The following is a 17,594-nucleotide window of genomic DNA, read 5'->3' as shown; positions in this document are numbered from 1 at the left end:
ATTGGGCTTGCGTGATCTCCATACCCGGAGTTTCCGATATGAGCCTGGAGTCACGCCAGTAGTGTTAACACGCCCTAGTTCTCCCCAAACTTGCGCCGATACAGCACGTCGAACACTACCGCCACGATCAGCACCTGCCCGATGATCACCATGCGCTTGCCGATGGGCACGTCGAGCAGCAGCATGCCGCTGTCGAGCGATTGCATGATGAGTGCGCCCAGCACCGAGCCGAAGATCGAGCCGGTACCGCCCGCGAGTGCGGTGCCGCCGATGACGGCCGCCGCGATCACGTACAGCTCCATGCCGGTGCCCAGCGAGTTGGTGCCGGCATTGAGGCGTGCAATCGACACGATGGCCGCCACCGTGACCAGCACCGCGAGCAACGCGAACAGCATCAGCGTGACGCGCTTCACCGGAATGCCCACCAGCGCCGCCGCATCGGGGTTGCCGCCCATCGCGAACACGTAGCGGCCGAAGCGCGTGCGGTGCACGATGAACGAGAGCACGATAGCCACCACGGCCCAGATCAGCACCGGAATCGGCAGGCCCTGCGGCGCGTCCTTAGAGGCAATCTGGTAGTTGTTCATGACCGCCGCGAAGACGAACACCACAGCTGCGGGCACCGCCGTCAGCAGCACCTCCATCCACAGCGGCTCGTTGGGCATTTCATGATGGGCGCGGGCGCGGCGCTTCTGCAGCATGCGGGCGAACAGCACCAGTGCCACGAAAGCAGCGATAGCCCAGGTTGCCGTGGTGCCGATGCCTCCGTCGTAGCCTCCGCCGAGCCGCTGAAAGAACTCGTCGTTCACGGGCTGTGTCTTGCCGTCGGCCACCAGGAAGGCCGCGCCGCGAAACGACATCAGGCCGCCCAGCGTGACGACGAACGACGGTACGCCCAGCATGGCGGTGAGCCAGCCCTGGTAGATGGACACCAGCAGCGCCACCGCAAGGCCCGCCAGGCAGGCCGTGGGCCACGACCAGCCCGAGGTGTATTGCAGGTAGGCGATCAGCACGCCGACGAAGCCCATGACGGAGCCCACCGAGAGGTCGATGTGGCGCGCGACGATGACCAGCACCATCACCGTCGACACGATGCCCACCACGGCCGTCTGCTGCGCCACGTTGTAGAGGTTCTCGGGCGAAAGAAACACGCCGCCGGACATCACGTTGAAGACCACGCCCATCGCGATCAGCAGCACGCTCATCAACAGCAGCCGCAAGTCGACGCCGGTGCGCCGCCACCAGCCTGGTGTTTGGTTGCTCATTTTTTTGCCCTCTCGAAGGTACGGGTGCGCGCCGGCTCTCCGGCCGGGCCCGCTGGCCGGCCGGCGCAGTGCTGCGCGGATCAATTGCGAGCGGCTGTGTTCGCCGCTGTGGCTGTCGCTACTGTTGCTACTTGCAGGCCGCTGGCGCGCTGGCCGCCGGGACGCCCTTGCAGAGCTCGTCCTTCTTGATCCAGCCGGCCTTGATGACCACGTCGAGGTTGTCGCGCGTGACAGGCACCGGCGTGAGCAGGCGGGATGACAGCGAAATCTTCTTCGGCCCCGAATTCCACGGCGCGGCCTTTTCGACCGGCTTGCCTTGTGACAGCGCGATGGCGGCGCTGGCGGCTTCGCGCCCAAGCTCGCGCGAGTCCTTGAAGATGGTGGCGGTCTGCGTGCCGAGTGCGATGCGGTTGAGCGCCGCGAAATCGGCGTCTTGGCCCGACACCGGAATGCCGCGCAGGCCCTTGGCCGTGAGCGCGGCCACCGCGCCGCCGGCGGTGCCATCGTTCGCTGCCACCACCGCGTCGACCTTGTTGCCGACCTTGGTGAGGATCTGCTCCATGTTCTTTTGCGCGACCTCGGGCTTCCAGCCTTCGGTGTATTCGTCGCCGACGATCTTGATGTCGCCCTTCTTCACGGCGGCGTCCAGCACCTCTTGCTGGCCCGCACGCAAAAAGTCCGCGTTCGGGTCGCTCGGCGAGCCCTTGATGATCACGTAGTTGCCCTTGGGCTTGACCTTGAACACCTCGCGCGCCTCCATGCGGCCGACCTCGACGTTGTCAAACGTGATGTAGAAAACACCGGGCGCTTCGATCAACCGGTCATACGCCACCACGGGCACCTTCTGGCGCGTGGCCTTGGTGATGGCGGGCAAGATCGCGTCCTTGTCCATCGCAAGCACGATGAGCGCCTTGGCACCCTTGGACATCAGCCCCTCGATATCGCCCAACTGCTTTTCAGGCGAACCACCCGCATCGGCGCTGATGTACTTGGCGCCGAGCTTCTCGAGCTGGGCCTTGATGGCGGCCTCGTCCGTCTTCCATCGCTCTTCCTGGAAGTTGGACCAGCTCACGCCGACCACGGTCTGGGCCAATGCGCTCACTGCGGTGAGGCCGAAGGCCATGGCGGCCAAGGTGTGCTTGAGTTGCATCGATGTCTCTCCTGTGGTGGTGCCCGGCGAAAACGCCGTGTAAGAAATTAGTTAGTTTGAAGGGCGAACTAACTATCCCATTGGTGCAACCCGGTGGGCATTCGGGAATTCCCGTGAACGCGCAACATCATGTGTACGCGCGTTCACAACGCCATGGCTCAGGAGAAAGACCGATTCCCAGCAGTCTCGGATTCGCGGTGGGTACCGTCGTAGATTTCCCATGCGCGGCGCGCGTTGGTAGCCAATGACCAGCGCAGCCGCACCACCTCCAGGTTGACCCGTGCTGCCGATTCGACCAGCGCGTCGTCGGTCATTGCGCGCACGATCGCTTCGGCAATTTCGCGCGTGTCGTGCGGCGAGACCACAAGCCCCCCTACGCCATGCTGGAGCCACTCGCCCACGCATGCGGTCGAACTCTGAATGGGCAGTGCGCCTGTTGCCATAGCCTCGAGCACGGTCGTTGGCAAGCCGTCGGAAATGCTGATGCCGACCACCGCGCGTGCTTCCGCCAGCCGTGCCATGGCTTCGAGGTGGTCATCCGTATAAGGCAGCACTGCGACATCGAGCCCGGTCTCGCGCGATAGGCGGCGGGCAGCTGACTCGATCACAGGGCTTGCGGCGGCAATGCGAATCTTCACCCCCGCGAGTTGACGGCGCACGAGCGCAATGGCCGACAGGATCAGCATCGCCCGCCCCGCCCAGTTGTGATAGCCCTTCACCAGCAGCGTGCGCCGGCGAGAAGGCGGCAGCCTGGGCACGCCGAGCAGCGGCTCAAGATCCATGCCGCCCGAAGATGGAAGCACGGCCAGCACGGGGCCCCGATACCCAAGCCGGCGCGCAATGGCATAGTCGCGGCAACAGTCCGGCAAGTAGAGCGCTGCCCGCTTGACCACCGCTTCGAGCCGCTCCCGGTGCTCCGGAAACTTGTGATACAGCGCCGTGTCGCTTCCCCAGTTCGACATGATCCAGCGGGGAAAGCGGTGTTCCATGCGCCGCGCGGCTTCGAGACAGACGTAGCCGGCCATCTGTATTTCATGCGCATGCAGTATCTGCGGCTGGAATGCGTGGATGGCATCTATCAGGCACCCGGGGTCGAGCAGCAATGCCGGCGAGACGAAGTGGTGCGTCAGCGGACGATAGCCGGTCGAGTCATCCGTTCGCCGCGATGCTCCCGACAAGCCTTCGATATGCAGCATGTAGATGCCGGCAGGCAAATCCGGAGTCAATGCGGACAGCTCTACGGGCCGGATATCCGGAGGCAACTCATACCTCAACGCAACAGACGGCACGATGACGATGCACACATCCGGACGCGCGATCATCCGAGCCCAACGATGCAGGTGCGGACTGTTGGGTATGCCGACCAGCATCAGCCGGTGAACACGCGTGCCGCTCATGAACCCTGGCCAAGCAGCTCGAGCGCACGCCGCGCCAGAGCCGCGGTGTCATGGCCATCGACAGTCACCACGCCGGGAGGAACAGCCGGAGCGTCCGAACCACGCCGCAGCCTGAAGCTTGCGTCGCCGAACAATACGGTCCGCGAGGACGCGATGGCCCGAGCAGAGAGCGGATCATCGGGCCATTGCTCGGCCGTCACAATCAGCAGATCCATCGCATCGCCCTCGGTCCAGGGTTCGAAATTCACCTGGGTGTCGTGAGCGAGCAGATCCAGCGCCAGCCGCTCGTCGCCTTCCGCGCCTCCAATTGCCTGGCAAGCCACCGTGCCAAGCGACGACGCCATCAGCATGGCCGCCGCGGCGACATGGAAGCCACGCAGCGTGTCGCTCTCGCGAAGATCCAGCAGCACGCGACGCAACTCAGCTCCACCGATGCGCGACAGCCTGTCGCATGGTGCGCAGCACGGCCTTGCGCGAAGGCCGCTCGAAGCGCTTCAACTGAGCCGGCATTCCCGGCAGATCTTCCGGCATCAATGCGTAGGAGCGCCGCAGATGCAAGGCCGAACGCACCGGCGCCGTTTCCTGCAGCACCCAGCTGGCATACCAATGCGCACGGCTCAGGGCAGGCACCCTCAGCGGCTGCAGCGCGGCCGGCACCTCGGGGCGTCGGAAGTATGTCGTCGCGAGTTCGATGAACTCCTGCGCGCGCCGCAAAGACCGGTCGGCCACGGTAATGGAGCCTTCGTGCTGGCGCCAAGTCGCCAGCACCTTGGGAACTCGCGCGAAGGGGCCGATCAGCCCCAGCGTCAACCAGCACTCGAGATCCGGCATGTAGCGGTAGCGTGGATCGCGCAGCCGGGGCAGGTGTTGCAATGGCGCGCGCCGGATCAGCGCTCCGGGTCCTGGAAAAGTATGCAGCCACCCGACCATCGCCTCGAGCGTGTATTCAAAAGTGGTAACGACACTCACTGTCTGGGATGCCTTGTCGATGATGCGCCAGTCCGGGTAGCAAACCAGCACATGCGGATTCGCGTCCATGAATGCAACGCTCTCCTCAAGCCATCCGGGCAGCATGGGGTCGTCGGAAGACACGATGGCGGCGTAGCGCCCCCTGGCTTGCGCCCACCCGCGGTTGACGGACGCCGATTCGCCAGCGTTGGCATGGTGCAGATACTGGATCTTGTCGCCGTACGCGCGAGCGAGTTCGCGCGTGCCGTCGGTCGAACCGTCATCGACAAGTATGTATTCCAGGTCCTTGAAAGGCTGCGAGAGGATGCTGTCCAGCGTCTCTGGAAGCATGTCCGCGCGATTGAACGTAGGCGTGATGACGGAGACGGCAGGAGGCACCAGTGGCTGTTTAGAATGAATCGTGGCGGCCGAGGCTAAAGGATCGCCATGAGCACGTCAATCTGCTGCCACTGACGCTGCGCAGGCGTCGGCGGCGAAGGTGATGTTGGCGAATGATCTTGTTGAAGATGGCTCAGGCCGCGGTACACCACTGGCCGGCAACCCGGCCCGCCGCACGATTGCTGGCGCGAATCGTTCGGGCTTTTTTTCCAGATGCGTTAGGCCCGCCACCCAATGCCCGAACGCCGGCCTCGCAACCGTCCGAATCCCAAGCCGAACCTGTCGCTGAACCGCGTCCGCAGCTTGAGCCCACTGCGGTTGCCGGCGCGGAGCCGCAACCCGCCGCGCCTGCGCCAGATCGATTCGATGAACTCTGGCCCGCGCTTCGGGCAGATCTTGACGAACTGCGCGAAGTCGCGCACGTCCTCAATCCCAGTGAAGCCTTCCAGTCCATCGTGCGCGCCGGTCGGCAGCCGCCTCCAGCCGTGTTGCGCGGCCGCCTGATGCGCGACGCGCTGGCGCGCATGCCGCGCAAGGTTCGCCATATCGTTGCGCTTCCGTGGCTGGGCTTCAACGGCGGTTCCGAGCGGGTGAGCCAGAACCTGCTGCGAATGCTTGCCGAGCACTACGACGAAGATGAATGCTGCGTCGTTGCACCCGAAGCCATCTTCGATCTGCCTTTGAGCGAGCAACGCCGCTACGGCATGCCGATCCTGGCGTTCAACGATCTCGATACTCAGATGGATTCAGACACACGCCTGGAATTGTTCGATCGGCTGATGGTGCAGTTCCGCCCCGCCACGGTCCATACCGTGAACAGCACGGTGGCATGGCTGGCGTTCCGCTACCGCGGCGCGCAGTACAGCCGCGACACGCGCCTGTTCGGCAACGTGTACAGCGACATCCGCATCATGGAAGACATTCCGGTGGGCGCATTCTGGCAATACCTGCCCGACACGCTCGACGACATGGCCGGATTCATCGTGGACAACCGGCGTGTAGTCGAACGCGCCCGGGCCACGTATGCACTGCCGCACGAAGACCTTGCGCGCTTCCATCTGACGCCCACGCCCGTGGTCGGCTTGCGCGGCAATCCGCAAGCCGACATGCGGCCATTCCGGGACCCCGGGGTGCGCCGTTCGCTCTGGATGAGCCGCGTGGCCTGGGAAAAACGCCTGGACGTTCTTAAGAACATTGCCGAGCGCTGCCCGGACCGCAGCTTCCACATCTACGGCGACCGCCAGGAAAAGGGATCGCTTCCGCTCGACCTGTCGTGGATCGATGCCGCTCACAATGTGCATCGGCACGGCGCCTTCGGCATCCTGGCCGACATACCATTCGAGCAGTTCGACTCTTTCGTTTTCACCACCATGGCCGAGGGCATGCCGATTGCGGTGCTGGAGGCGGTCGCGTTCGGCCTGCCGGTGGTGGCGCCGGATGTAGGAGGCATCGGCGAACTGATCGACGAGGACACCGGCTGGCTCGTGAGCGGCCCCGACGCCGTCGAGGAATACATCGCCGCGCTCGACGAAATCCGCGCCCGGCCCGATGAAGCACAACGGCGCGTTGCGGCCGCGCAAGCCCGCCTGGCGCAGCGACACTCCTGGGAAAACTTTCGCCGCAGCTTCCACGCCATTCCAGGCTATCTCGACACAGGAAGAGCATGACGCCTTTGCAGACTCCGGATCTCTCTATCGTCCTCTTCGCGTGCGATCACGTGCCAACCTTTCATGGCTGCGTGCACGCCGCGCGGCGTGCACGTGGCCTTGCGGAAAGCGCGGGCTTTTCGGTGCAGTCGCTGGTGGTGATGCACGCCCAACAGGCGCGCGTCGCCTCATGGTGCAGCGACAACCTGGACGCGTCCTGGGAAATTCTGACAAGCGGCGAAACCATCGGAAGCGCGTTGCGCAATGCCGCCGCTGGGGCGGCGCGCGGGCGCTACCTGGCATGGGCCGACGGCACCGATCTGTGGAGCGCCAACTGGCTGCTGGCGGGCCTACGCGGCGTCATTTCCGAAGGCGGCATCTGGCATCCCGAAATGCTGCTTACCTATTCCGGCGACCACTTCTCCACCGAAGGCATGACTTTTCGACTGTTCTCGGAGGCCGACGGCGAAGTCGAGGCTCTTCTGTCGGCCGATACGCTGCCAACCGGCTTCCTGTGCGAGCGAGAGCTGATGGAATCGTTTCCTTTTCCGGAGGAAGACGCGGCGCGCGGCCTGGGCGAAGTCGAACGCTGGTGGCACTGCAATATTGCATCGGCGGGACAGCGCCATCGAATCATGCCCGCGACCTTTCACTACCGCCGGCGCTTCTGGCATGAGCTTGCCAAGGGAGAGACGCATTGGCGCATGCGCGAGCGCATGGGCTCGATCACATGGCCGGCTGACCCATCTCCAGCGCGGAGGGCTGCCGGCGCGACCGCCACAAGCGCTGCATCTGCTTGAGCCACTGCTGGAGCCTGAACTCCCACCAGCCGAACAGCATGGAAAGAGGCAAGGCGAAAAGCGTCAGCACGACAGCCGCCGTCGCATAGCTCATTGCAATGCCGGTGCGGGCAATCAGCCAACCGCCAATGAACATGACAGCAATGTGGATCAGGTAGATGCCGTACGAGAGATCGCCGAACATGCCGAGCATGCGGCCGCCCCATCCGGTGGCACGCCATAGAACCGCGGCCCGCAATGCAAACGCTGTCCCGAGGAGAAGGTAGAGCATTCCGATGTCGGGTCGCAGGAGGTCGGGCAGCAGGATGTAAGGGCGGGCGTAGAACAGTTCATGCGCCCATGCCATCTTCGTGAGCCCGGGAGTAGCGAAGCACACCATCGCTAACGCTAAATTCATCAGCAGCATCCATTGCCGCCGTTCCGGCGCAACAGGCCAGCGGGAGCGCCATGAGACGAGAACCCCGACCCCGAAGAATCCGGCAAACACCGGGAACGCCATGTGATACCACGTAGGGAACAGATAGTGTCCGTTGCCATAGGGCCTGTCCTGCCAGACCCAAGCCACCACGGCCCACACCACGATGAACGGGCCCACGAGCCGAACCGACACACGCGCAACGACGAAGATGAGCGCATAGAGCAGTACTTCGTAGTACAACGTCCAGTACGGCACGCTGACTGAGGGCACATCGCCCAGCGGCAGGAAGGCGAAGAGCTGCCAACTCAACCCATTCGTGCCGATCCGCACGTAGTCCAGTAGCGCGGCGAGCAGCAGCGCGACCCAGAAGCCCGGGACAACTCGCCGGAGGCGCTCGACCACGAAGCGAAGCGGCGGATCGGAGGCCTTTGCCGAAATCAGGAACGCAGACAGTGCAAAGAAGCAAAGAACCCCGATGCCGCCGAGATTGAAGGCGTACAGCAAATCGACCGGACCTGGAGAGATCAGGTTTGCCTGCCAGATGATGTGCTGGAAGAAAACAAGCAAGGCGGCCAGGCCGCGCAACGCGCGCAACCCTTGGTTCTGTTCGCTGGGTGCTATTGGCATGCGGTCTCCATGGGGGCGATCTGAACGGCGTTCGCATATGCCCGAGCTGCGCTGGACACACACACGATCACACTGCGAATGCACTGCCCGGATTGTTGATATGGATCTGTGTGGTTATAAACTGTTCCGGCGCCGTTCGAACCACTGGAGACAGAACATCGATGAGCAAAGACTGCCAAGCGCGATCCGTCACGCAAGACAGGGATGTTGCGACGCCGCACGCGCCGGTGCCTGCATTGATTACCGGAGCCAGCGGATTCATCGGACGCGCCTTGGCGCAGCACCTGCATGCCAACGGCGCAGTCCTGACTTGCCTTTTGCGGCGGCCGCCCGCGGTGCCTTTGCCTGGCGCACAGCTGTTGTGCGCGGACTTCTCGGATGAGCCGCAGCTGCAGGCGCAGTTGCATCGCGCCGCACCCGAGATCGTGTTCCATCTGGCGGGCTCGACGGCCCCCGTGTATCCACAGACCTTCGATACCGAACTGCGCGCGACGGAAGCACTCTTGCGAGCCGCCGCTGCCATGGAGCGGCCGCCGCGCATCGTCCTGATCGGTTCAGCGGCGGAGTACGGCCCGCTGACTACGGCAGCCCTGCCCGCTGGCGAGCACACGCCTTGCGCGCCGGTAACGCCCTACGGCGCGGCCAAGCTGTCTCAGACCCGTATGGCGCTTGCAGCCGCCGCTGCGGGCGTACCGGTCGTCGTGGCACGGTTGTTCAACATCATCGGGCCCGGCATGGGCCCGCACCTAGCCATGGGACGATTCGCGCGCGCGCTCGCGGCACTGCCATCGACGGGCGGCGTGCTGCGTACGGGGCATCTGGGTGCGCTGCGGGATGTGGTCGCCCTCGGCGACGCAGTGCGGGTGCTTTCGGAACTGGCCGTGCATCCCCACGTGGTCGGCCGCGTGGTGCCGGTCTGCACGGGACATGCCGTGCGCATGGATGAGCTGGTTCAAATGCTGATCGATGCATGCGGAATGGATGTGCAGGTCGAGATCGAGCATGCCCAGCGCGGGGTCAGCTCCGTGGATGTGATGCTCGGGGACACGTCCTGCCTGCAAGCGCTGGGCATCGCGGTGCCGAGGGTCGACCTCGGCGCCTGCATCGAGGCTTTGTGGACGGCTCAGCGCCTGGATTCGCCCGCATCCGCCAGTGCCGTCGCCGACGCGAATGCGGTGGCGCCGGCTTTCGCCGGGTGCGTCGCGTCGGCGCCCGGCGCCCGGCTCAAGATGCAGCCAACGGACGCAGGTATTCACGCTCGTAGAAGTGCGCCGACAGCGGCGGCAGGTGATTGACGGGCAGCCATCGTGCGGGCGTCGCCATCCGCTGACGTTGCAAGGCCTCCAACCGGTTCACGATGTTTTCCGCCGAGACTTCTTCCGGCGTCAGCACCCAGCTGGCCGGCCGGCCGAACAGCCGCTCGGCGACAGCACCCAGGCCCGTGCTGAGGATAGGAAGGCCCTGCAGCATCACCTCCGACAAAGCAAAGCTGTGCGTCTCGGGTGCACTGAACGGCAACCATGCCAGGTGCGGACGCAGCCGGCAGACCCAGGCGTTGAGTTCGCCCTGCCGGTACTCGCCCAGAAGCCGCACGTGCGGGTTCATCAGCATGTCCAGTGGAGGCGGTGTCAAGATGCCGCCGAGCCAGTCGATCCGGATGCGCAGCCCTCGTGTCCGCAGCAGTTCAGCAACATCCATGACGATGCTCGCACCCTTGTGCGGCGCGAAACGCCCCAGGCACAGGACGCGCAGCTCCTCGCCATCGGCCAGCGGCGGGGCATGCAGGGCAAATCGTTCGGGATTGCCCGGTTCGGGGAGCCGGACAGCCAGCACGCGCAGCCCCGGCGCGAGCCGCTCGATGCGGCTTGCAAGGTCGCGGCTGCATGCGATGAGACGATCGGCCGCCCGAAGGCGTTGAAAGCGCGCGCTGCGCTTGAACGGCCACTCCTCGCCGGCCAGTGCGTCGTCGCCTACGAAGACGCCGGTTTCATCCACGAGATGCGGCTGGGTTGCGACCTGGTGATAGTCCAGGAAAGTGAGATCGAAGGGCACGCCCAGCCGATCGATGAGGGCTTCGAGATGCGTGTCCATGCCGATGGTGTGCATCACGTCGACGCGTGCGACCTGAAGGTCCCGCAGGTCGGCGCTGAGCTGGTTCATCTCGGCGGGCATCCGGTAGGCGATTTCCGGAGCCTCCGCGCCAACGGAGGAAAGGAAGAACGTTTCTTCGGCGACTCCCCACCCGAACAGCACATTGACCTGAGCGCGATGCAATTGCGCGAGAGTCTCGGCATAACGGATGGTGCCGCCGCCCCAGCCGTGCACGACGATCAGCAGCGTGGGACAGGTCGGCCGCAACGCCACGCTCAGGGGAAGGCGAGCCTGCCCGACTGCGCCGCGCTCGACGGCCGGAGGCAAGGCCCGCGGCGGAACGCCCACAGTACCGGAGGGGGGCGACGATGGCGCGAGCCTGGACAGCAGCGCCCGCATGGCAGCTGCATCGTCGCCGATCTGCATGCATTCAGCCGCGGCGTCCCTGTCGATCACGGCAGCTCGCAACGGTCCCAACCAGGAAGAGCCCGGCGATGCCACATCGCCGGCGTTGGCGCTTTGCACGGCGCCGCAATCCACCGCCAGCAGCGCATCCCGCAGCATTTGCGCATCGATCGGTCCGAGGGACAGGTCGAGAAATACCAGCAAGCGCGCACGGCTGTGCCGCAGCGCGGCACGCACCGCGCTGGCCGCATGCGCAGCCGCACCCGGAAGACGAATGGTCACGGCCGAGATAGGCCACCGCGTCGCTGCAATGCGCAATGCGGTGTCCGCGTCGGCCGCTCGATCGATCAGCATCAGTTCCTTGCAAGCGCCGCCAGCCGCGGCAAGCGACTGCAGGGCAGCGCCCGCGCTGCCATCATCGGCTGCGCACACCAACGCCACGGGTGCATCTGCCAACAGCTCGCCCAACCGGGCTTCGACATATGCACGAGCGCCCGCATACGAACTCACGCGCAGGAACTTGAGCACGCGATACAGCCGTGCCTTTCGTACCGCCGGCGTACTGTCTTCCGCGTCCAGGCACTCGAGCATCCAGACCCAGAGCAGATTTGCCTCTTCGAGGTGCCGTGAATGCCGCGACCCTTGCTCGCTGTGCACCCGCCCGCGTACAAGCGCCTCCCGCACTGGTATGAGCGGATAACGGCTCGCCATCCGGAACCAATACGCATAGTCCTGCGTAGTCGGCAGGGCTGGATCGAATGGTCCGCAAGCCTCCAGGCAGACGCGCGGAATCAGCATCGCACAGCCGTTGATGCGACCTTCCAGCACATTCCAGCGCGGATCGTCCTGCGCGCAAAATCCGCGCGTGAATTCAGCACGGTGCAGCAACTCGCCTCGCCCGTCGATGTACTCGGTATCGCCGAACGCCACGGCACCCTCAGGCGCTGTGGCGAGCACTTCCATGTAGCGCTCGATCTTGCGGGGAAGATACAGGTCGTCATGACTCAGCCAGCTGAACCACGCTCCCCGCATGGCGGCAATGCCGGCATTCAGCGCCGTGGCAACTCCGCCGTTGGGCTTCACGATCACGCGCACTGCGGTACCGAAGCTTTCGATCACACGCTGCGTCGCACCGCCGTCGTCCGATCCATCATTGACAACAATTACTTCCACTGCCGGCCAGGTCTGGCCAAGCGCACTGCGGATGGCTTCGCCCAGGTAGCGCGCGCCGTTGAAGACCGGTATGACGATCGACACCAGTTCGTGATTGCCTGCCACAGGCGAACCTGCCCTCGTTTCCGAGCCTTGCATTCGATCTTCTTACTCCAGGCGTTGGCGAGCGGTCTTCTCTTGCGGTAGAGGGTGTCACCTCTTCCGAGAGCGACACAAATGTGGATACATTGCCGACTAAACTTTAAACCAACGGCAGGATAGGCGAAACGTCTGTCCGGCCGCAACGAAGGAGATGACTTTGCGAAACAGGCAAGTTCTTGTGACCGGCGCAGGCGGTTTCATTGGCAGTCACCTCGTCGAGGCTCTTGTGCGGGAAGGCGCGAACGTGCGCGCACTGCTGCGCTACAACGCGGCCGCTAGCATCGGCAATCTCGCGCTGACCGCTCCCGATGTCCTGTCGCAGGTCAAGATCGTTCATGGCGATCTCAACGACGGCGAGTTCGTCAAGAATCTGGTCGACGGCTGCGAAGCCGTTTTCCATCTGGGCGCGCTGATTGCCATCCCCTACTCCTATTCGGCGCCGAGAAGCTATCTGCACACCAACGTGGGCGGTACGCTGAACATCCTGGAAGCCGTGCGCGCGTGCGGTCAGCCGCTGCTTGTGCACACCAGCACATCCGAGGTCTACGGCAGTGCACAGTATGTGCCGATGGACGAGGCACACCCGCTTCAGGCGCAATCGCCGTATGCCGCCACCAAGATCGCAGCCGACAAGCTGGTGGAGTCGTATGTTCGGAGTTTCGGGGTGAGGGCCGTCACGGTACGGCCATTCAATACCTACGGCCCCCGCCAGTCAGCGCGCGCCGTCATCCCGGCCATCATCGGCCAAGCTCTTGGCCGTCCTGAAGCCATCCAACTCGGAGCGACCACGCCTGTGCGGGATCTGACCTTCGTGGAGGATACGGTGGCCGGCTTCATTGCGGCAGCCAGCAACGAGTCGGTGGTCGGGGGTGTCTACAACCTCGGAACCGGGGAGAGCATCTCGGTTGGAGAACTGGCACGGACCATCCTGCGCGTGATGGACGTGCCGGCGCGAATCGAGTCCGATGCACAGCGCCTCCGGCCGGAAAACAGCGAAGTCGACCGGCTGGTGTCCTCCAACGCCGCCTTCACCGCTGCAACTCCCTGGCGCCCCCAAGTGAACATCGAGGAAGGCATCCGCCGCACAGTCGAATTCTTCCAGGCGCATCCGCAACTGCTGCCGCGCGGCAGCTACGTCCGGTGAACGGCGGGCCCATCGAGGCCATCGTCATGGCAGGCGGCAAGGGCACACGCCTCATGCCTTACACGACGGTGTTGCCCAAGCCACTCATGCCGCTGGGCGACGCGCCCGTGCTCGAATACCTTCTGCGCAAGTTGCACGCGCATGGGGTGCGACGCGTGTGCCTCGCGGTCAATCACCTGCACCACCTCATTGAAGCATTTTTCGGCGACGGACGGGCGTTGGGGCTGTCGATCGAATACGCCGTCGAAAATACGCCAATGGGAACCTGCGGCCCGGTGTCGCAGGTGCTCGATCGCATGGCGGACCGTTTTCTATTGCTCAACGGCGACCTTGTGACCACCTTGGATTTCAACGAAGTCGCCGCGCAGCACCTCAAGCGGGAGGCCGATGCCACCGTCTCTGTGCTGCGCAGAAGCATGCAGATCGAGTATGGCGTCATCGACATCGACGCCGAGAGCTGCATCACCAGCATCCGCGAGAAACCGCGTACGGACTATCTTGTCAGCATGGGAGTGTACGCATTGACGCGTGACAGCCTGCGCGAATTCGTGGTGCCGGGGCAGGCACTGGACATGCCTGATCTGCTGAGCGCAATGATGGCCGCCGGCAGGCGCGTTCACGCCTATGAAGCAGATTGCGAATGGCTGGACATCGGCCGGCCCGAAGACTATGCGCGCGCGCAAAAAATGGTGTCGCAGCAGCCTGCCAGTGAGGTCGCCTCTTGAGTACAGCCGGCGATCAAGCAGCCGGGGCCCTTGCCCTGCAAGGCCTGCTGCCGCTCTTCGCTGGTCCCCCAGGGGGGCAACGCGCGCGAATGCCGTGGCCGCAAGCACCTTTCGCGTTCTGGGTCGCGGGCATGCGCCCGTTCTGGCGTGTGGGAGGCAAAGGCCCCGCTTGCGACGAAATGCAGGCACTGATCCTTGAGTCCGGCGGTTCTTTCGAACGGTGCCTGTTTCCCGACGGCGCAATCGATCTGCTGGTGATCGATGCCGCCCTTGACGAGGACGAGGCACAGCCGCAGCACTGGCAAACAAATCTCGCCGATGGTGCCGTCGTGCTGGTCCATGGAATTCACTCCGGGCAGCGCGGGGCTTTGCTGTGGCGGCGCTGGGACGGCAAGGTCGACCGGTCGTCCAGCATGACGCTTTCAGCAGGCGCGGGACTGGGTTTGGTGATTGCGGGGCAGGCAGCAGAGGCACCGCGGCCCCTGCGCGCCCTGTGTGAGTTGGCACCCGAACAGGCCACGGCATTCGAAACCGCGTTCGCCATGGCAGGCGCAAGCTGGGACGCTCGGCAACAAGGCACGCAGGACCGAACCGCCCTTTCACTGCTGCAGCGCCAAGTCGTTACCCTGCAACACGCGGCCGTACGCAGCGAGCAGGATTTCGCCCGATGGGCTGCACGCGTGCAGGAGCGTGAGCGGTTGCATACAGCTGTGCAGGCCCAAGCCGATGCGCTCTCGCATCGGATGGCAACTATCGAAGCCAGTACCGCATGGCGCGTCGCTTTGCTGCTGCAACGAATTTCCGCGCGGCTTCCCACGCCATTGCGAACCTTGCTTCGCCGCTCGGCCAAGCTGGCTTGGTGGACGTTGCGTGGACGGCTCCTCAGCGGACTGCGCGCCCGGCGTGAGTTTCTTCGGAAGGCCGCGATCGCCTCCGCTGAGCCGCAAGCCAACGCCGCGCCATCCGCGATCGCTGCCACGCCGCAACCTTCGTTGGTGGCTGACTTGCAAGCCGAAGTGCAGCGCCGTGACGCAGCAGGGTGGAACCTGTCTGCGACGACGGTGCTGCCATTGGCGGCGGGCGTGGTGGCCGCGGATATCGCTCTCGGGCAATTGCAATGCGCGCTCGGCGGTGCCCTGGCTGCTCTGAGCGCAGCAGGCCAGAAAGAACGCGGGAGTTTGCTGGTCGCCGATGACGGCTTTGCGGTTGCGCTTTCACAAGTCGTTCCGCCGGGCATTGGCTGCCTGCCCCGGCGCGGCGCGGCAGGCGCAGCGGCAGCTCACAACAGAATGATGGATGCCGCATTCGGCCGCGGCGCGCAGGCTTACCTGGCGCTCGATGCCGGTGGCGTGCTGGCGCCGGACGCCGTATCGGAAATGGCTCGCGTGATGCGAGCACAGGGCGGCGAAACGCTCGTGCAACCGGCACTTGAGCAGGTCGCGACCGAGGAAACTCCCTTCCCGGTCGAACAGCCATGGGCATCGCCGTTCTGCCTGGCAATTTCGCGATCCGTCTACGACAGGCTGGGCCCCTTTGACGAGCGGATGGATATGGCTGCGGCAGCAGCCGACTATTCGTTCCGGGCACATGCATGCGGCATTCGCGTCCTGCAAGTGTCGGCTGCGAAATTCCGGCTGATGGGCATGACATTCGAGCGCACTCTGGCACAGCCGCCTACGGCAGCCGTCGCGTCCGGCTGGATCCTTGCGCACAAGTGGAAGGACCAGGAGTTGGCTCACCGCCTGGGCATCATGCTCGACGAAAGGGCGAGCCCATTGCCGGAGCACCCCGCATGCGTAGACGAAGCCGGACGAGCGGGCGCTGCGAACACGAACACTGGCACGCCGCTCACCGCTTGGTGGGAGGAACAGCAGGCTCTCAGGACCAAGCGAATGCAGTTCGATGCCGCCGTGCCCGGGCCGGCCGATCGCGCCGTTCTGCCAGACCCGCAGCTCGACGGCTTCCTGGCCGTCCCGTTTGGCGAAGCGGCGAGGAACATGGCGCTGCCACCGTTTCGCATAGCAGCGATGGTGCACCTGTTCTACGAAGACCTGGCAATCGAAACACGGGATGCACTTCGTCATCTCCCGCTCGGAAGCAGCGTGTTCATTACCACCGACACCACCCACAAGCGGCTCGCCATCGAGCAGGTTTTTGCAGGCTGGACTTTGGGGGCGCTGGAAGTACACGTGGTCCCCAATCGCGGCGGCGACATCGCACCGCGGCTGCACCAACTGCGCGAGGCGCATGCGCGCCACGACATCGTCCTCTACCTGCACGGAAAAAAATCCTCCCATTGGGGGCACGGTGAAAGCTGGCGGCACTACCTGTACGAAACCTTGCTGGGCTCGCCTGAGACCGTGCAATCGATTCTGTCCGCATTTGCACACGACGCCAGGCTGGGGGTGGTGATGCCGCAGCATTGGGCGCCTCTGCGCAGTTCGCTCGACTGGGGGCGAAGTTTTGCAGATGCACAAATGCTGGCCGCGCGTATGGGCATTGACCTTCGGCGAGAGCAGCCACTGGAGTTTCCAACGGGCTCCATGTTCTGGGCGCGCTCTGCGGCGCTGAGCCCGTTGCTCAGCCTCGGCTTGGCCGCCAACGATTTTCCCGAGGGTGCCGGGGTGGGTTCGGGGGTGACCTATGCACATGCGATCGAGCGGCTGTTCCTTCGTGTCTGCGAGCACACTGGTCACACGTGGATCAAGATAGGCGTAGCCGCGCTGAGCGAGAAATCCAGTGGAATGCGTCAGGTGCCGGATGTTCCGACACTGGTCGCCGGACTGGCCGAACTCTCCTTTCTGCTGCAGGACCCGGCGCTCGCCGAAACCGGGCCGATGGGGCTGCCGCGTGAAACCCCGCCCTTCCGCTTCAGGCCGCAGGGTTCCAGCCGCGCACGCTGGACGTTGCTTGCACCTGAAGAGGGTGCGCAATCTTTTAACCACTCTGGGCCCGGCATCGATGAACTTCGGCGCCGCTTCGATCGCCTGTTAGAAGACGCGGGCACGCTGGTCGAGCGCCGAGTGGTCACGCTGCTCCCTCGCCGCGGCAATCTGCCACCGCCCCTGAGCGTCCGGCCCGGGGAGGTGTTCGTGGTTGCGGACGAGCGTTGCGCCGCCGCGGCACTGGAACTCGCGGAGACTCAGCGGCGCTTCTTTGGCACCGCGCACCGGCTTGTCCGGCTCGATGAGGCACTGGCATCCGGCTCGCCCGTGCTGCGCCCAGCCGACAACGCCCAATTTGCGTCGATGAACGCTGCGTGAAG

14 protein-coding genes are annotated in these 17,594 nt (G+C 64.6%); 6 read left to right on the top strand and 8 right to left on the bottom strand.

Translation table 11 applies throughout. The features are described 5' to 3' along the window. Positions 1-74 precede the first annotated feature (74 nt). From V9L20_RS21855 to V9L20_RS21830, 6 genes are all read right to left on the bottom strand, one after another. A complete protein-coding gene (locus V9L20_RS21855; RefSeq protein ID WP_258502823.1) occupies positions 75-1,265 on the bottom strand; it encodes a sugar ABC transporter permease in 1,191 nt (396 codons plus the stop codon). A gap of 127 nt (positions 1,266-1,392) precedes the next feature. Then, positions 1,393-2,415, bottom strand: a complete 1,023-nt coding sequence (gene xylF, locus V9L20_RS21850) for a D-xylose ABC transporter substrate-binding protein (protein ID WP_337298207.1) — start codon at positions 2,413-2,415, stop codon at positions 1,393-1,395. Positions 2,416-2,573: 158 nt separating this feature from the next. Next, positions 2,574-3,812, bottom strand: a complete 1,239-nt coding sequence (locus V9L20_RS21845) for a glycosyltransferase family 4 protein (protein ID WP_337298206.1) — start codon at positions 3,810-3,812, stop codon at positions 2,574-2,576. Continuing rightward, complete coding sequence (locus V9L20_RS21840; protein WP_337298205.1) at positions 3,809-4,231, bottom strand: hypothetical protein; 423 nt, start codon at positions 4,229-4,231, stop codon at positions 3,809-3,811. The genes V9L20_RS21845 and V9L20_RS21840 overlap by 4 nt, the downstream gene beginning before the upstream one ends. Position 4,232: 1 nt before the next feature. Beyond that, positions 4,233-5,159, bottom strand: coding sequence for a glycosyltransferase (locus V9L20_RS21835; protein ID WP_337298204.1), 927 nt, complete (start codon positions 5,157-5,159; stop codon positions 4,233-4,235). Between the two features lie 218 nt (positions 5,160-5,377). Continuing rightward, entirely contained in the window at positions 5,378-5,704 is a 327-nt protein-coding gene (locus V9L20_RS21830; protein ID WP_337298203.1) for a hypothetical protein, read from the bottom strand. Between V9L20_RS21830 and V9L20_RS21825 the strand changes: the two genes are divergently transcribed. Continuing rightward, positions 5,684-6,826 carry a glycosyltransferase family 4 protein gene (locus V9L20_RS21825; RefSeq protein WP_337298202.1) on the top strand — a complete coding sequence of 381 codons (1,143 nt, stop codon included), beginning with the start codon at positions 5,684-5,686 and terminating at the stop codon, positions 6,824-6,826. The genes V9L20_RS21830 and V9L20_RS21825 overlap by 21 nt on opposite strands. Positions 6,827-6,876: 50 nt before the next feature. After that, the gene (locus tag V9L20_RS21820) at positions 6,877-7,605 is read left to right on the top strand and encodes a hypothetical protein (RefSeq protein ID WP_337298201.1); all 729 of its coding nucleotides are present in this window, start codon (positions 6,877-6,879) and stop codon (positions 7,603-7,605) included. Here the strand turns inward: V9L20_RS21820 and V9L20_RS21815 are convergent. Next, positions 7,532-8,650 carry an acyltransferase family protein gene (locus V9L20_RS21815; protein WP_337298200.1) on the bottom strand — a complete coding sequence of 373 codons (1,119 nt, stop codon included), beginning with the start codon at positions 8,648-8,650 and terminating at the stop codon, positions 7,532-7,534. The genes V9L20_RS21820 and V9L20_RS21815 overlap by 74 nt on opposite strands. 161 nt (positions 8,651-8,811) lie before the next feature. Between V9L20_RS21815 and V9L20_RS21810 the strand changes: the two genes are divergently transcribed. Next, positions 8,812-9,945 (top strand): NAD-dependent epimerase/dehydratase family protein, encoded by a 1,134-nt coding sequence (locus V9L20_RS21810; protein ID WP_337298199.1) that lies wholly within the window; start codon positions 8,812-8,814, stop codon positions 9,943-9,945. Here V9L20_RS21810 and V9L20_RS21805 read toward each other — a convergent pair. Beyond that, a complete protein-coding gene (locus V9L20_RS21805) occupies positions 9,875-12,457 on the bottom strand; it encodes a glycosyltransferase (RefSeq protein ID WP_337298198.1) in 2,583 nt (860 codons plus the stop codon). The genes V9L20_RS21810 and V9L20_RS21805 overlap by 71 nt on opposite strands. A gap of 181 nt (positions 12,458-12,638) precedes the next feature. On the opposite strand from V9L20_RS21805, the gene V9L20_RS21800 reads away from it, so the two are divergent. From V9L20_RS21800 to V9L20_RS21790, 3 genes are all read left to right on the top strand, one after another. Continuing rightward, a complete protein-coding gene (locus tag V9L20_RS21800) occupies positions 12,639-13,604 on the top strand; it encodes a GDP-mannose 4,6-dehydratase (RefSeq protein WP_337298197.1) in 966 nt (321 codons plus the stop codon). A gap of 26 nt (positions 13,605-13,630) precedes the next feature. Beyond that, entirely contained in the window at positions 13,631-14,329 is a 699-nt protein-coding gene (locus V9L20_RS21795; protein WP_337298196.1) for a sugar phosphate nucleotidyltransferase, read from the top strand. A 179-nt stretch (positions 14,330-14,508) separates the two neighbouring features. Beyond that, a complete protein-coding gene (locus V9L20_RS21790) occupies positions 14,509-17,592 on the top strand; it encodes a rhamnan synthesis F family protein (RefSeq protein WP_337298195.1) in 3,084 nt (1,027 codons plus the stop codon). Positions 17,593-17,594: the final 2 nt, after the last annotated feature.

This window comes from Variovorax sp. CCNWLW225 (assembly GCF_037204045.1).
Taxonomy (GTDB): domain Bacteria; phylum Pseudomonadota; class Gammaproteobacteria; order Burkholderiales; family Burkholderiaceae_C; genus Variovorax.
The sequence above is the reverse complement of the archived record's forward strand: the minus strand, read 5'-3'. Positions and strand labels throughout refer to the sequence as shown.

What these genes read in the sequence shown, in the direction of transcription:
- V9L20_RS21815 (WP_337298200.1), bottom strand. Translation starts at nt 8,650, where the DNA reads ATGCCAATAGCACCCAGCGAACAGAACCAAGGGTTGCGCGCGTTGCGC.
- V9L20_RS21845 (WP_337298206.1), bottom strand. Translation starts at nt 3,812, where the DNA reads ATGAGCGGCACGCGTGTTCACCGGCTGATGCTGGTCGGCATACCCAAC.
- V9L20_RS21795 (WP_337298196.1), top strand. Translation starts at nt 13,631, where the DNA reads ATGGCAGGCGGCAAGGGCACACGCCTCATGCCTTACACGACGGTGTTG.
- V9L20_RS21855 (WP_258502823.1), bottom strand. Translation starts at nt 1,265, where the DNA reads ATGAGCAACCAAACACCAGGCTGGTGGCGGCGCACCGGCGTCGACTTG.
- V9L20_RS21810 (WP_337298199.1), top strand. Translation starts at nt 8,812, where the DNA reads ATGAGCAAAGACTGCCAAGCGCGATCCGTCACGCAAGACAGGGATGTT.
- V9L20_RS21830 (WP_337298203.1), bottom strand. Translation starts at nt 5,704, where the DNA reads ATGGCGAACCTTGCGCGGCATGCGCGCCAGCGCGTCGCGCATCAGGCG.
- V9L20_RS21790 (WP_337298195.1), top strand. Translation starts at nt 14,509, where the DNA reads ATGCAGGCACTGATCCTTGAGTCCGGCGGTTCTTTCGAACGGTGCCTG.
- V9L20_RS21825 (WP_337298202.1), top strand. Translation starts at nt 5,684, where the DNA reads ATGCCGCGCAAGGTTCGCCATATCGTTGCGCTTCCGTGGCTGGGCTTC.
- xylF (WP_337298207.1), bottom strand. Translation starts at nt 2,415, where the DNA reads ATGCAACTCAAGCACACCTTGGCCGCCATGGCCTTCGGCCTCACCGCA.
- V9L20_RS21805 (WP_337298198.1), bottom strand. Translation starts at nt 12,457, where the DNA reads ATGCAAGGCTCGGAAACGAGGGCAGGTTCGCCTGTGGCAGGCAATCAC.